Genomic DNA, 12610 nt, shown 5'->3' with positions numbered 1-12610 from the left:
CGGATAAGGCGTTTACGCCGCATCCGGCATATTAGTTTACGCCGTTAACAGATTAGCAATCGTGCGCACACCAAGTCCCGTAGCACCCGCAGACCACTGTTCAACCGGCGCTTTACGGTAAGTCGCCGAGCAGTCGATATGCAGCCAACCTTGCTGATAGTTCTCAACAAAGTGCGACAGGAAGCCCGCCGCCGTGCTCGCGCCTGCCGGATACGCCGCGCTTCCGGTATTGTTCAGTTCCGCAAAGTTAGACGGCAGCTGGCTGCGGTGGAACTCCGCCAGCGGCAGACGCCAGAACGGTTCATTCTCCTGCGCGGCACTCGCCAGCAAGCGCCCTGCCAGCGCATCATCAAAACTGAACAGCGCGTGATAATCATTACCCAGCGCGGTTTTCGCCGCCCCGGTGAGGGTCGCCGCATCAATGATCAGTTCCGGTTTCTGCGCACTGGCATCAATCAGGCCATCGGCCAGCACCAGACGCCCTTCGGCATCAGTGTTCATCACTTCAACTTTTTTACCGTTGCGATAGGTAATAATATCGCCCAGTTTGAACGCGTTGCCGCTGATCAGGTTATCCGCACAACAGAGGAACAGCTTCACGCGCTTGTTCAGTCCGCGCGTAATGGCAAATGCCAGCGCCCCGGTAACCGTTGCCGCGCCGCCCATGTCCGACTTCATCGAGTCCATAAACGCGGTCTGTTTGATGCTGTAGCCGCCGGAATCAAAAGTGATGCCTTTACCAACCAGGCACGCGTACACTGGCGCTTCTTTATCGCCAGTTGGGTTGTAATCCAGCGCCAGCAATACCGGAGAACGTTCTGAACCGCGCCCGACAGTGTGCAGCCCCATATAACCTTGCTCACGCAGATCTTCGCCTTTGGTGATCCGGTAAGTCACACGATCCCCTGCGACGTTGCTGATCAGATCAACAGCACGCTGTGCCAGTTGCGATGGCCCCAGCTCTTCTGCCGGTGCGTTGATGGTGTCACGCACCCAGTCGATGATCATCAGGCGGTTATCCAGTTCCTGACGCTGGGCATCGTCCAGATCCGGCCACTCCACTTTACGTATGCCTTTCGGGGCTTTGTAACCTTGCCAGAATGCCCAGCAGCGATCCGCATCCCAACCTTCACCGCTTAACTGAACATGCTTAATGCCCAGACCGTCAACCTTGCGCGCCGCACGCTGGATCAACCCCAGATCGTCTGTCCCGTTCAAATGCAGGGTAATGCCATCATTATTAATGCTGTAAGTCGCTTTTTCTCCCCAACGTGCGTCGGCAGGTTGGGGAGAGAGGGTAATCTTCATCGCTTCTGTCATTTTAGTTATCCTTATTCGTTTAACAGCAAAACGGGCTACCCCCAGGCAGCCCGTTCATTCACTCGGCTTCGTCCAGCCAGACCAACAAAATCGCTTCGAGGATTTTCTCGTTCGATGCCTGCGGGTCGTCGTCGAAATCTTCCAGAGCGCAAATCCACTGATGCATATCGGTGAATCGAACCGTTTTCGGATCAATATCAGGATACGCATCGTACAGTGCTTCGCCAATTTCGCGGCTATCGGTCCACTTAAGTCCCATACTAACCTCTGTTAATGCTCACGCGCATGGTTGATAGTGTAACGCGGGATTTCAACCACTAAATCTTCGTCGGTGACGCGCGCCTGGCAGCTTAAACGGCTTTCCGGCTCCAGTCCCCAGGCTTTGTCCAGCATGTCGTCTTCCTGCTCTGAGCTTTCCGGCAGCGAGTCAAAACCTTCACGAACGATGCAGTGGCAGGTGGTGCAAGCACAGGATTTTTCACAGGCGTGTTCAATCTCGATACCGTTACGCAGCGCAACGTCGAGAATGGTTTCACCGCTATTCGCTTCCAGAACAGCGCCATCAGGGCAGAGATCCTGATGAGGCAAAATAACAATCTTTGGCATATTAAACCTCGTCCACGGAATGGCCTTTCAGCGCACGACGAACCGACTGGTCCATGCGGCGAGCGGCGAAATCCTGGGTTTGTTTGTCTACGTTTTTAATCGCTTGTTCGATGGCGTCAACATCATCGCCCTGCGCCACTTCACTCAGGTGAGCAGCAGCATCGTCGATAGCCTGACGTTCTGCGGCGCTTAACAGCGCGGCATCAGCAGCCAGCGCACCGTGCAGACTTTCCAGCACACGCGCCGCTTCTACTTTTTGTTCTGCCAGCATTCGGGCTTTTACGTCCTGCTCGGCATAGCTCATTGAGTCTTTGATCATCGAGGCGATTTCGCTATCGGTCAGGCCATAAGACGGTTTGACCTGAATAGACGCCTCAACGCCGGTGGATTTCTCCATCGCCGTCACGCTCAAAAGACCGTCGGCATCGACCTGGAACGTCACGCGAATATGCGCACCGCCAGCCGGTAGCGCCGGAATACCTCGCAGCGCAAAACGCGCCAGCGAGCGGCAGTCCTGCACCAGTTCGCGCTCACCCTGCATCACATGGATAGACATCGCCGTCTGACCATCTTTAAAGGTGGTGAAATCCTGGGCGCGGGCCACCGGAATCGTGGTATTACGCGGGATCACTTTCTCCACCAGGCCGCCCATCGTTTCGAGGCCCAGCGACAGCGGGATCACATCCAGCAACAGCATTTCGCTGTCCGGCTTGTTACCCACCAGAATATCCGCCTGAATCGCCGCGCCAATAGCGACGACTTTATCCGGGTCGATAGAAGTCAGCGGTGGACGACCGAAAAATTCGCCTACTCGTTCACGCACCAGCGGCACGCGAGTAGAACCGCCCACCATCACCACTTCCAGCACTTCATCAGCTTCTACGCCCGCATCTTTCAGCGCGCGACGACAAGCCAGTAAGGTTCGTTTTACCAGTGGCGCGATCAGTTCATTGAATTGTTCACGGCTGATTTCGCCCTGCCAGCCCGCAACGTTAACGGTCACGGAGTCCGCATCGCTCAGCGCGATTTTGGCCGCAATGGCAGCATCGAGCAGTTCACGCTGAACGCGGTTATCGCTACGATCAGGAATGCCCGCCTGCTCGCGAATGTAATCCGCCAGCAGATGGTCGAAATCATCGCCGCCGAGCGCGGAATCACCGCCGGTCGCCAGCACTTCAAACACGCCGCGACTTAAGCGCAGAATGGAAATATCAAACGTCCCGCCGCCGAGGTCATAAACAGCGATCACGCCTTCCTGGCCGGAATCCAGCCCGTAGGCAATAGCCGCAGCGGTCGGTTCATTAAGTAAGCGCAGAACATGCAGCCCCGCCAGACGCGCCGCGTCTTTGGTGCCCTGACGCTGGGCATCGTCAAAGTACGCTGGAACGGTGATAACGACACCATCCAGCTCGCCTGCCAGGGCTTCAGTTGCCCGCGCCGCCAGTGCTTTGAGGATGTCCGCAGAAACGCGCACCGGGTTCAGCAGCCCCGCCGCCGTTTCAATCATCGGCAGGCCATTTTCGCTGGCCTGGAATTGATAAGGCAGATGCGGATAGCGTTGCTGGATATCAGCCAGCGAGCGCCCCATCAGGCGTTTAACAGAACTAATGGTGTTGGCGGTGTCGAGCGCTGCGTTAGTACGCGCGTCATAACCCACCGAATGCCCTTGCTGTTGATAGTGAACAACAGATGGCAGCAGGTGACGGCCTTCATGGTCAGCTAACGTTTCGGCCTGACCGCTGCGCACTGTTGCCACCAGCGAGTTGGTTGTGCCCAGGTCAATACCGGCCGCCAGGCGACGCTGATGCGGCGCAGCACTCAAACCAGGTTCACTAATTTGTAATAAGGCCATGTTTAGCTTCCAGAAATTAAAAATCGAGCAGTTTTTCTTCGAGTTGTTCGGCACTGCTCCGCAGTTTATCGAGAAAACGCAGCTTACGCACGGTATCCGCCGCCGCGTCCCACGTCTCGTTGTCTAACTGTTCAACCATCAACTGATGGCGGGTATCAAACATCTTTTTCACACGTTTGATAAAGCTTTCCAGCCGCGCTTCATCTTTCGCCTGTTCGATCTCGTCCAGTTCTTCGCGCAGTTCCAGCTGTTCCATCAGGAACGCGGTGTCGCGCACAGTATGCTGCTCGCTGGCGAGATCAAAACCGTGCAAAGAAAGCAAATATTCCGCGCGCATTAACGGATGACGCAGCGTTTGCCAGGCCTGGTTAATGGTCGCGGATTGCTGTACGGCGGCGAGTTGTTCCGCCTGGCTTCCGCTGGCGAATTTATCAGGATGATACTGACGTTGTAGATCCTGAAAACGCAGGCTCAGCGCCTGGGTATCGAGTTGATAACGGGCAGGCAAGCCAAAGAGGGTGAAGTAATCCATAACATTCTCAGGGCTGCGATCCGCCGCGATAACGGCGAATCAGGTAAAACAAACCCCACGCGCAGGCGACCACGGTGGGGTTATCGGTATGCGCATCAAACGTGGAAGCTTTCGCCGCAACCACACTCATCTTTGACGTTCGGGTTGGTGAATTTAAACCCTTCGTTAAGGCCTTCTTTGACGAAGTCCAGCTGCGTACCGTCCAGAAATTGCAGGCTTTTGCCATCGACCACGACTTTCACGCCTTTGTCTTCAAACACGATGTCTTCCGGCGTCGGTTCGTCAACAAATTCCAGTACATAAGCCATACCTGAACACCCGGAGGTTCTCACGCCCAGACGCAGGCCAAACCCTTTACCGCGGTTAGCCAGAAAGGTATTTACTCGCGCTGCTGCACTGTCGCTCAGTGTAATCGACATAACCAAACCTCAACTCTTATTTTGCTTCACGTTTGCTTTTATAGTCCGCAATGGCGGCTTTGATCGCGTCTTCTGCCAGAATAGAACAGTGAATTTTCACCGGCGGCAGTTCAAGTTCTTCAGCAATATCGGTGTTTTTTATCGCCTGTGCTTCGTCGAGAGACTTCCCTTTCACCCATTCGGTGACCAGGGAGCTGGAAGCGATAGCGGAACCGCAGCCGTAAGTTTTAAAACGCGCGTCTTCAATGATACCTTCATCGTTGACTTTAATCTGCAACTTCATCACGTCGCCACAGGCCGGTGCACCCACCATGCCGCTGCCGACGTTCTCGTCGTTGTTGTCAAAGGAACCCACGTTACGCGGATTCTCGTAATGGTCGATAACTTTTTCGCTGTAAGCCATTATAAATTCTCCTGATTCCGATACCGATTAATGATGAGCCCATTCGATGCTGTTCAGATCCACGCCCTGCTTGTACATTTCCCACAGCGGAGAAAGGTCACGCAGACGACCGATGGATTTACGAACTAACTCGATGGTGTAGTCGATCTCTTCTTCAGTAGTAAAACGACCTAAAGAGAAACGGATAGAGCTATGTGCCAGCTCGTCGTTCAGCCCCAGCGCGCGCAGCACGTAGGACGGTTCGAGGCTTGCTGACGTACAGGCGGAACCTGAAGAAACCGCGAGGTCTTTCAGCGCCATAATCAGCGACTCACCTTCAACGTAGTTGAAGCTGACGTTGAGAATGTTCGGCGCACCGTGTTCCAGGTCACCGTTCAGGTAAACTTCTTCGATATCTTTGATGCCGTTCCACAGACGGTTACGCAGGCCGCGCAGACGTTCCATCTCGGTCGCCATCTCTTCTTTTGCGATGCGATAGGCTTCGCCCATACCGACGATCTGGTGAACAGGCAGAGTGCCGGAACGCATACCGCGCTCGTGACCGCCGCCATGCATTTGTGCTTCGATACGTACGCGCGGTTTACGACGCACATACAGCGCACCAATACCTTTCGGGCCATAGATTTTGTGACCGGAGAAAGACATCAGGTCAACTTTCAACTGGCTCAGATCGATCGGCAGTTTGCCCACGCTCTGGGTTGCATCAACGTGATAGATAATGCCACGAGCACGGCACATTTCGCCGATAGCCGCGATATCCTGCACCACGCCGATTTCGTTATTTACGTGCATGATGGAAACAAGGATGGTGTCATCACGCATCGCTGCTTCCAGTTCTTTCAGGTCGATAATGCCGTTACGCTGCGGTGCCAGGTAAGTGACTTCAAAACCTTCGCGCTCCAGCTGACGGCAGGTATCCAGTACCGCTTTATGTTCGGTTTTACTGGTGATGATGTGCTTGCCTTTTTTCTGATAAAAGTTGGCTGCACCTTTGATCGCCAGGTTGTCAGATTCGGTTGCACCAGAGGTAAAGACGATTTCACGCGGATCAGCGCCGACCAGATCGGCAATCTGATTACGGGCGATATCTACCGCTTCTTCAGCCTGCCAGCCGAAACGGTGAGAACGGGAGGCCGGGTTACCAAAGGTTCCGTCCATCGTCATAAACTGCATCATTTTCTCGGCAACACGCGGGTCCACCGGCGTGGTTGCGGAGTAGTCGAGATAAATCGGTAATTTCATTGCTCTATAAACTCCGTACATCACTCAATGCAAGGAACCAGGCTACCGGCTGGATGTACGACCGTGTTTACGGAGTGTTTAGCACTCCGGCCTGATTCTGAATTCTTTTTATTAAGCGCGTAACTTAACGTCGATCGCGTCTTGTGTGCGGGTGCGTGGCGCGTCGTGAGTATGCTGACGACCAGACACATCCAGCACTTCCTGGTTATTAACCAGTTCGCCTAAAGTAATGTTATTGAGAAAACCGGTAAGACGGTCGCTCAAATCACGCCACAGCGCGTGGGTCAGGCATTTATCGCCGCCCTGGCAGCCGCCTTTACCCTGACAACGGGTGGCATCTACAGATTCGTCAACGGCGCTAATCACTTCGCCAACGGCGATGCTGCTGGCATCTTTGCCTAACAGATAACCACCGCCTGGTCCACGTACGCTGGAAACCAGACCATTTTTACGCAGACGGGAAAACAGTTGTTCCAGATAAGAAAGGGAAATTCCCTGACGTTCGGAAATATCAGCCAACGGTACCGGGCCCGCTTCAGAGTTGAGCGCAACGTCAAGCATTGCGGTCACGGCATAGCGCCCTTTAGATGTCAGTCTCATGTCTTACTTCACCTCAAACTCGCCCCTGCCCGGGGTTTTTTATTGTAAAATTGGGGGTATTGCATAGCAGGGTCAAGTCTGACATTCCCGAGTAAATTGGTCAACTATTTACTTGACTGATTTAGTCGGGTATTTAACCTTCAGTGCCATTTTTTTATCGTGGCGTTTGTACCTGTTGTCGGATGCGGTGTGAACACCTTATCCGACCTTGGATTCCGTGCACTTACAGGCCTGATAAGACGCGTTAAGCATCGCATCAGGCAACCACTGTTATTCGGCCTTGTTACCTTTATTCTGCTGCTCAATAGAAGCCAGAATCCCGCGCAGGATATTCAATTCCTGGCTTTCCGGGCGTGCACGGGTAAACAGACGGCGCAATTTATTCATCACCTGCCCCGGATGGTTTTCACGGATAAAACCGGTTGCCAGCAGCGTTTGCTCCAGATGACCATAAAAACGCTCCAGATCATCGACCAGCGGATACGGCGTCTCTTCATGCTCGACCTGCTCGCCATTTTCCTGAGTTGCCAGCCAGGCCATGCGCACTTCATAGGCAATAACCTGAACCGCCATCGCCAGGTTCAGCGAACTGTATTCCGGGTTAGCCGCAATCGCGACATGATAATGGCATTTCTGCAACTCTTCATTGGTCAAGCCGACGCGCTCGCGACCAAACACCAGCGCCACCGGGGTATTTGCCGCTTCAGCGACGCTTTTCAGACCGCATTCGCGCGGGTCGAGCATCGGCCACGGCAGCGTGCGGGAGCGAGCGCTGGTGCCCACCACCAGACTACAACCGGCTAACGCTTCGTCGAGCGTATCGACGATGTGAGCATTACCAATCACATCGCTGGCCCCTGCTGCCAGGGCAATCGCCTGGGAGTCTGGTTTCACTAGTGGATTAACCAGCCACAGATTGGTTAATCCCATTGTTTTCATGGCACGGGCAACAGAACCCATATTGCCGGTGTGTGACGTCTCCACCAGCACAATTCGAATATTTTGCAGCATTGTCTTTCTTCATCTAAAGATTATTCACGCATCTTATCATAAAACGAAGACAGATGCCGATCTCGCTGCTATACTCTGCGCCGTTTTCCCGTTCTTTAACATCCAGTGAGAGAGACCGATGCATCCGATGCTGAACATCGCCGTGCGCGCAGCGCGCAAGGCGGGTAATTTAATTGCCAAAAACTATGAAACCCCGGACGCTGTAGAAGCGAGCCAGAAAGGCAGTAACGATTTCGTGACCAACGTAGATAAAGCTGCCGAAGCGGTGATTATCGACACGATTCGTAAATCTTACCCACAGCACACCATCATCACCGAAGAAAGCGGTGAACTTGAAGGTACTGATCAGGATGTTCAATGGGTTATCGATCCACTGGATGGCACTACCAACTTTATCAAACGTCTGCCGCACTTCGCGGTATCTATCGCCGTTCGTATCAAAGGCCGCACCGAAGTTGCTGTGGTATACGATCCTATGCGTAACGAACTGTTCACCGCCACTCGCGGTCAGGGCGCACAGCTGAACGGCTACCGTCTGCGCGGCAGCACCGCTCGCGATCTCGACGGTACTATTCTGGCGACCGGCTTCCCGTTCAAAGCAAAACAGTACGCCACTACCTACATCAACATCGTCGGCAAACTGTTCAACGAATGTGCAGACTTCCGTCGTACCGGTTCTGCGGCGCTGGATCTGGCTTACGTCGCTGCGGGTCGTGTTGACGGTTTCTTTGAAATCGGTCTGCGCCCGTGGGATTTCGCGGCAGGCGAGCTGCTGGTTCGTGAAGCAGGCGGCATCGTCAGCGACTTCACCGGTGGTCATAACTATATGCTGACCGGTAACATCGTTGCTGGTAACCCGCGCGTTGTTAAAGCCATGCTGGCGAACATGCGTGACGAGTTAAGCGACGCTCTGAAGCGTTAATGACTCAGGCGGGTGATATCACTCACCCGCCCTCGCCTTTCAGGCGCTATTCCGAAATACTTCCTCACCGCTTTACTTTCTTTCGTCACTCTCCCACCATCTTTCCCCGATTAATGGATGATAAAGAAGTCGCAAGGAAAGATTATGGCGCTGCCAGTGAACAAACGCGTTCTCAAAATTCTGTTTATTCTCTTTGTTGTTGCCTTCTGCGTTTATTTAGTGCCGCGCGTCGCCATCAACTTCTTCTATTATCCTGACGATAAAATATACGGTCCCGACCCCTGGTCGGCGGAATCCGTCGAATTTACGGCTAAGGACGGTACTCGTCTGCAAGGCTGGTTTATTCCTTCTTCGACGGGCCCTGCTGACAACGCCATCGCAACCATCATTCATGCTCACGGCAATGCCGGAAATATGTCCGCCCACTGGCCGCTGGTCAGTTGGTTACCCGAGCGTAATTTCAACGTTTTTATGTTTGATTATCGCGGGTTTGGTAAATCAAAAGGCACGCCGTCCCAGGCCGGATTGCTGGACGATACGAAAAGTGCCATCAATGTGGTGCGCCATCGCAGCGATGTAAACCCACAACGGCTGGTGCTGTTCGGGCAGAGTATTGGCGGGGCGAATATTCTGGATGTTATTGGTCAGGATGATCGTGAAGGCATACGTGCGGTGATCCTCGACTCCACATTTGCCTCTTATGCGACCATTGCCAACCAGATGATCCCCGGCAGTGGCTACTTACTTGATGAGAGTTACAGCGGCGAAAATTACATCGCCAGCGTCAGCCCGATCCCGCTTTTACTCATTCACGGTAAAGCTGATCACGTTATCCCGTGGCAGCACAGTGAAAAGTTGTATAGCCTGGCAAAAGAACCAAAACGGTTGATCCTAATCCCGGATGGCGAACACATTGATGCTTTTTCCGATCGTCACGGCGATGTTTATCGCGAACAGATGGTGGATTTTATTCTTAGCGCGTTGAATCCGCAGAACTAACCCATGATCGCTAGCACGATAATCATTCACAAAACCACCTTAAGACATGCTAATCCACTGGTCAGAACAGTTTAAAATGAGAAAAATTCTGTGATGCTTGCCAACATTTCTGATGATTAGCATTCCCTTCGCCATTTCCCTAAGCAAACTTTAGCTATTCTTATCAATTATGCTTATGGGAGATCTACAGATGATGCCTACGCTTGCTCCACCATCTGTCCTTTCGGCTCCCCAGCGCCGCTGCCAGATCTTGCTGACGCTCTTTCAGCCGGGGTTGACCGCCAACACGGCAACTTTCAGCGAGCTTAATGGTGTGGATGATGATATTGCCAGTCTTGATATCAGCGAAACAGGACGGGAGATCCTGCGCTATCATCAACTCACACTGACTACTGGTTATGACGGCAGCTACCGGGTTGAAGGTACAGTGCTTAACCAACGTTTGTGTTTATTTCACTGGCTACGACGTGGTTTCCGTCTGTGTCCGTCATTTATTACCAGCCGATTCACCCCCGCCCTGAAGAGTGAACTGAAGCGGCGCGGAATTGCGCGTAACTTTTACGACGATACCAATCTACAAGCGTTAGTGAATCTCTGCTCTCGACGGCTGCAAAAACGTTTTGAAACGCGCGATATTCATTTCCTGTGTCTGTATCTGCAATATTGTTTGCTGCAACACCACGCTGGAATTACGCCTCAGTTTAATCCGCTCCAACGTCGCTGGGCGGAATCCTGCCTTGAATTTCAGGTAGCGCAGGAAATTGGACGCCACTGGCAGCGTCGGGCGCTCCAGCCTGTACCGCCTGATGAGCCACTGTTTATGGCATTACTTTTTTCCATGTTGCGGGTTCCCGATCCACTGCGGGATGCGCATCAGCGGGACAGACAACTGCGTAAGTCTATCAAACGTCTGGTAAACCACTTTCGTGAGCTGGGAAATGTTCGTTTTTATGATGAACAGGGGTTATGCGATCAGCTTTATACCCACCTCGCCCAGGCGTTAAATCGCAGTTTGTTTGCCATCGGTATTGATAACACCCTGCCGGAAGAGTTCGCCCGCCTGTATCCACGCCTGGTGCGCACCACCCGCGCGGCGCTGGCTGGATTTGAAAGTGAATACGGCGTCCATCTTTCTGATGAGGAAAGCGGTCTGGTCGCGGTGATTTTTGGTGCCTGGCTAATGCAGGAAAACGACCTGCATGAGAAACAGATTATTCTATTGACCGGGAATGATAGCGAGCGAGAAGCGCAGATTGAGCAGCAGCTACGCGAACTAACGTTACTGCCGCTCAACATTAAACATATGTCGGTAAAGGCATTTTTGCAGACAGGCGCTCCGCGCGGCGCGGCACTGATTATTGCGCCTTATACCATGCCGTTACCGCTCTTTTCACCACCGCTGATCTATACGGACCTGACGTTGACAACACATCAACAGGAGCAGATCCGCAAAATGCTCGAATCAGCATGAGGGAACAACTTTCGGGCGCAAAAACATTGCCGGAAGCGCCACCAGCGCCATCACCCAGAACACGCCGTGGCCGAGATATTGATACAGGAAACCGGCGAAAACGGTCATGATGGCGATACTGCCGCCCATCGCGACGGCAGAGTAAACCGCCTGTAAACGGATGACTTCGCTACCCTGGCGAGCAGCAATATAGCGCATGGCAGCCAGGTGGCAGACCGTGAAGGTACCGCAATGCAGAATTTGCACCACTATCAACCACGGCAACGCCGTAGTTGCTCCCATAATGCCCCAGCGCACTACGCCGCAAATCGCCGAGATCAACAGCATATCGCGTGCACTACAACGGCGGAAAAGTTTATTACTCAGCGCAAAGATAATGACTTCCGCCACCACGCCCAGCGACCACAAATACCCCACCGCCGAGGCCGAGTAGCCAGCTGCCTGCCAGTAAATGGCGCTAAAACCGTAATAGGCCGCATGTGCCCCCTGCAATAAACAAACGCAGGCCAGAAAGCGCCAGTTCTGGCGAACCAACGCCAACCACGCAGACCAGCCGGTGCTCTCCTGCTGGCGGCTTGCCCCTTGTGGCTGAATCGTCGGACGGATGAGAAAGCCGAGCAGCATGGATGCCACGCCCAACGTCAACAGCGCGAGGATCACCCGATAATCAAACATACTGACCAGTTTGCCCGTCAGCGCCGAGCCAATGACAAACGCCACCGAGCCCCACAGTCTCACTTTGCCGTAATCAAGCGGGAACTGCTTTTGCCACGTATTCGCCAGTGCATCGGTCAACGGTACCAGCGGTGAGAAAAAGAGGTTAAAGCCAATCATCACCAGCATCAGCCACGCTACGTGCGCCCCCGCCCAGAAGGCGACAGCAAAGAGAAGTGTCAGCAGTGCCAGCACGCGCAAGGCGGAAATCAGGCGGGAAGGATCGCTGACGCGGGGCGCGATGAGCAAACTCCCGAGGAAACGGGCAACCAGACCCGCCCCCAATAACAGGCCGATGGTTTCTGGCGTTAAACCAATCCCTTTAAGCCAGACGCTCCAGAAAGGTAGAAAAATGCCGTAACTAAAAAAGTATGTGAAATAGCCGAGCGCCAACCAGCGCGTGGATTGCAAAACCATGAGTCCCTCCCGTCAGGAGGCGTTAGTCTGAGGTTAATCGAATGTTGGTGCAAGTTGAAAAATAAGAATATTCGACCCTGCTTCCTGACGGTTATCCTGCAT

Annotated in this window: 14 protein-coding genes; 3 read left to right on the top strand and 11 right to left on the bottom strand. The window is 53.4% G+C overall.

Features of this window, described 5'->3' with window-relative positions:
- Positions 1 to 36: 36 nt before the first annotated feature.
- The 10 genes from pepB to trmJ all read right to left on the bottom strand — a co-directional run bounded on the left by pepB (position 37) and on the right by trmJ (position 7985).
- Complete coding sequence (gene pepB, locus C4F37_RS21610; protein WP_001539348.1) at positions 37 to 1320, bottom strand: aminopeptidase PepB; 1284 nt, start codon at positions 1318 to 1320, stop codon at positions 37 to 39.
- A 58-nt stretch (positions 1321 to 1378) separates the two neighbouring features.
- The gene (gene iscX / locus C4F37_RS21605; protein ID WP_000523612.1) at positions 1379 to 1579 is read right to left on the bottom strand and encodes a Fe-S cluster assembly protein IscX; all 201 of its coding nucleotides are present in this window, start codon (positions 1577 to 1579) and stop codon (positions 1379 to 1381) included.
- An 11-nt stretch (positions 1580 to 1590) separates the two neighbouring features.
- The gene (gene fdx / locus C4F37_RS21600) at positions 1591 to 1926 is read right to left on the bottom strand and encodes an ISC system 2Fe-2S type ferredoxin (RefSeq protein ID WP_001124471.1); all 336 of its coding nucleotides are present in this window, start codon (positions 1924 to 1926) and stop codon (positions 1591 to 1593) included.
- A gap of 1 nt (position 1927) precedes the next feature.
- Positions 1928 to 3778 carry a Fe-S protein assembly chaperone HscA gene (hscA, locus tag C4F37_RS21595; RefSeq protein ID WP_001196608.1) on the bottom strand — a complete coding sequence of 617 codons (1851 nt, stop codon included), beginning with the start codon at positions 3776 to 3778 and terminating at the stop codon, positions 1928 to 1930.
- 16 nt (positions 3779 to 3794) lie between these two features.
- The gene (gene hscB, locus C4F37_RS21590; RefSeq protein WP_000384413.1) at positions 3795 to 4310 is read right to left on the bottom strand and encodes a co-chaperone HscB; all 516 of its coding nucleotides are present in this window, start codon (positions 4308 to 4310) and stop codon (positions 3795 to 3797) included.
- A 95-nt stretch (positions 4311 to 4405) separates the two neighbouring features.
- A complete protein-coding gene (gene iscA, locus C4F37_RS21585; protein WP_000028953.1) occupies positions 4406 to 4729 on the bottom strand; it encodes an iron-sulfur cluster assembly protein IscA in 324 nt (107 codons plus the stop codon).
- 16 nt (positions 4730 to 4745) lie between these two features.
- The gene (gene iscU / locus C4F37_RS21580) at positions 4746 to 5132 is read right to left on the bottom strand and encodes a Fe-S cluster assembly scaffold IscU (RefSeq protein ID WP_000331707.1); all 387 of its coding nucleotides are present in this window, start codon (positions 5130 to 5132) and stop codon (positions 4746 to 4748) included.
- Positions 5133 to 5159: 27 nt separating this feature from the next.
- A complete protein-coding gene (iscS, locus tag C4F37_RS21575) occupies positions 5160 to 6374 on the bottom strand; it encodes a cysteine desulfurase (RefSeq protein ID WP_001295373.1) in 1215 nt (404 codons plus the stop codon).
- 111 nt (positions 6375 to 6485) lie between these two features.
- On the bottom strand, positions 6486 to 6974 hold the full coding sequence (gene iscR, locus C4F37_RS21570; protein ID WP_001241357.1) for a Fe-S cluster assembly transcriptional regulator IscR: 489 nt from the start codon (positions 6972 to 6974) through the stop codon (positions 6486 to 6488).
- A 270-nt stretch (positions 6975 to 7244) separates the two neighbouring features.
- Positions 7245 to 7985 carry a tRNA (cytosine(32)/uridine(32)-2'-O)-methyltransferase TrmJ gene (trmJ, locus tag C4F37_RS21565; RefSeq protein WP_000940019.1) on the bottom strand — a complete coding sequence of 247 codons (741 nt, stop codon included), beginning with the start codon at positions 7983 to 7985 and terminating at the stop codon, positions 7245 to 7247.
- A 118-nt stretch (positions 7986 to 8103) separates the two neighbouring features.
- Here trmJ and suhB point away from each other — a divergent pair, with 118 nt between their 5' ends.
- From suhB to csiE, 3 genes are all read left to right on the top strand, one after another.
- A complete protein-coding gene (gene suhB, locus C4F37_RS21560) occupies positions 8104 to 8907 on the top strand; it encodes an inositol-1-monophosphatase (RefSeq protein WP_000553451.1) in 804 nt (267 codons plus the stop codon).
- A gap of 144 nt (positions 8908 to 9051) precedes the next feature.
- Entirely contained in the window at positions 9052 to 9906 is an 855-nt protein-coding gene (locus tag C4F37_RS21555; RefSeq protein ID WP_001539354.1) for an alpha/beta hydrolase, read from the top strand.
- Between the two features lie 190 nt (positions 9907 to 10096).
- The gene (gene csiE, locus C4F37_RS21550; RefSeq protein ID WP_001539357.1) at positions 10097 to 11377 is read left to right on the top strand and encodes a stationary phase inducible protein CsiE; all 1281 of its coding nucleotides are present in this window, start codon (positions 10097 to 10099) and stop codon (positions 11375 to 11377) included.
- Here csiE and C4F37_RS21545 read toward each other — a convergent pair.
- Positions 11369 to 12508, bottom strand: a complete 1140-nt coding sequence (locus C4F37_RS21545) for a 3-phenylpropionate MFS transporter (RefSeq protein WP_000244186.1) — start codon at positions 12506 to 12508, stop codon at positions 11369 to 11371. The genes csiE and C4F37_RS21545 overlap by 9 nt on opposite strands.
- Between the last annotated feature and the right edge of the window lie 102 nt (positions 12509 to 12610).

The organism is Escherichia sp. R1 (genome assembly GCF_003000935.1).
Lineage (GTDB): Bacteria > Pseudomonadota > Gammaproteobacteria > Enterobacterales > Enterobacteriaceae > Escherichia > Escherichia coli.
This window is presented reverse-complemented; position numbering and strand designations above follow the sequence as displayed.

Coding starts and splice junctions, on each gene's coding strand:
- hscA (WP_001196608.1), bottom strand. CDS start 3,778: ATGGCCTTATTACAAATTAGTGAACCTGGTTTGAGTGCTGCGCCGCAT.
- csiE (WP_001539357.1), top strand. CDS start 10,097: ATGATGCCTACGCTTGCTCCACCATCTGTCCTTTCGGCTCCCCAGCGC.
- iscA (WP_000028953.1), bottom strand. CDS start 4,729: ATGTCGATTACACTGAGCGACAGTGCAGCAGCGCGAGTAAATACCTTT.
- trmJ (WP_000940019.1), bottom strand. CDS start 7,985: ATGCTGCAAAATATTCGAATTGTGCTGGTGGAGACGTCACACACCGGC.
- pepB (WP_001539348.1), bottom strand. CDS start 1,320: ATGACAGAAGCGATGAAGATTACCCTCTCTCCCCAACCTGCCGACGCA.
- C4F37_RS21545 (WP_000244186.1), bottom strand. CDS start 12,508: ATGGTTTTGCAATCCACGCGCTGGTTGGCGCTCGGCTATTTCACATAC.
- fdx (WP_001124471.1), bottom strand. CDS start 1,926: ATGCCAAAGATTGTTATTTTGCCTCATCAGGATCTCTGCCCTGATGGC.
- iscX (WP_000523612.1), bottom strand. CDS start 1,579: ATGGGACTTAAGTGGACCGATAGCCGCGAAATTGGCGAAGCACTGTAC.
- iscU (WP_000331707.1), bottom strand. CDS start 5,132: ATGGCTTACAGCGAAAAAGTTATCGACCATTACGAGAATCCGCGTAAC.
- C4F37_RS21555 (WP_001539354.1), top strand. CDS start 9,052: ATGGCGCTGCCAGTGAACAAACGCGTTCTCAAAATTCTGTTTATTCTC.
- suhB (WP_000553451.1), top strand. CDS start 8,104: ATGCATCCGATGCTGAACATCGCCGTGCGCGCAGCGCGCAAGGCGGGT.
- iscR (WP_001241357.1), bottom strand. CDS start 6,974: ATGAGACTGACATCTAAAGGGCGCTATGCCGTGACCGCAATGCTTGAC.
- hscB (WP_000384413.1), bottom strand. CDS start 4,310: ATGGATTACTTCACCCTCTTTGGCTTGCCTGCCCGTTATCAACTCGAT.
- iscS (WP_001295373.1), bottom strand. CDS start 6,374: ATGAAATTACCGATTTATCTCGACTACTCCGCAACCACGCCGGTGGAC.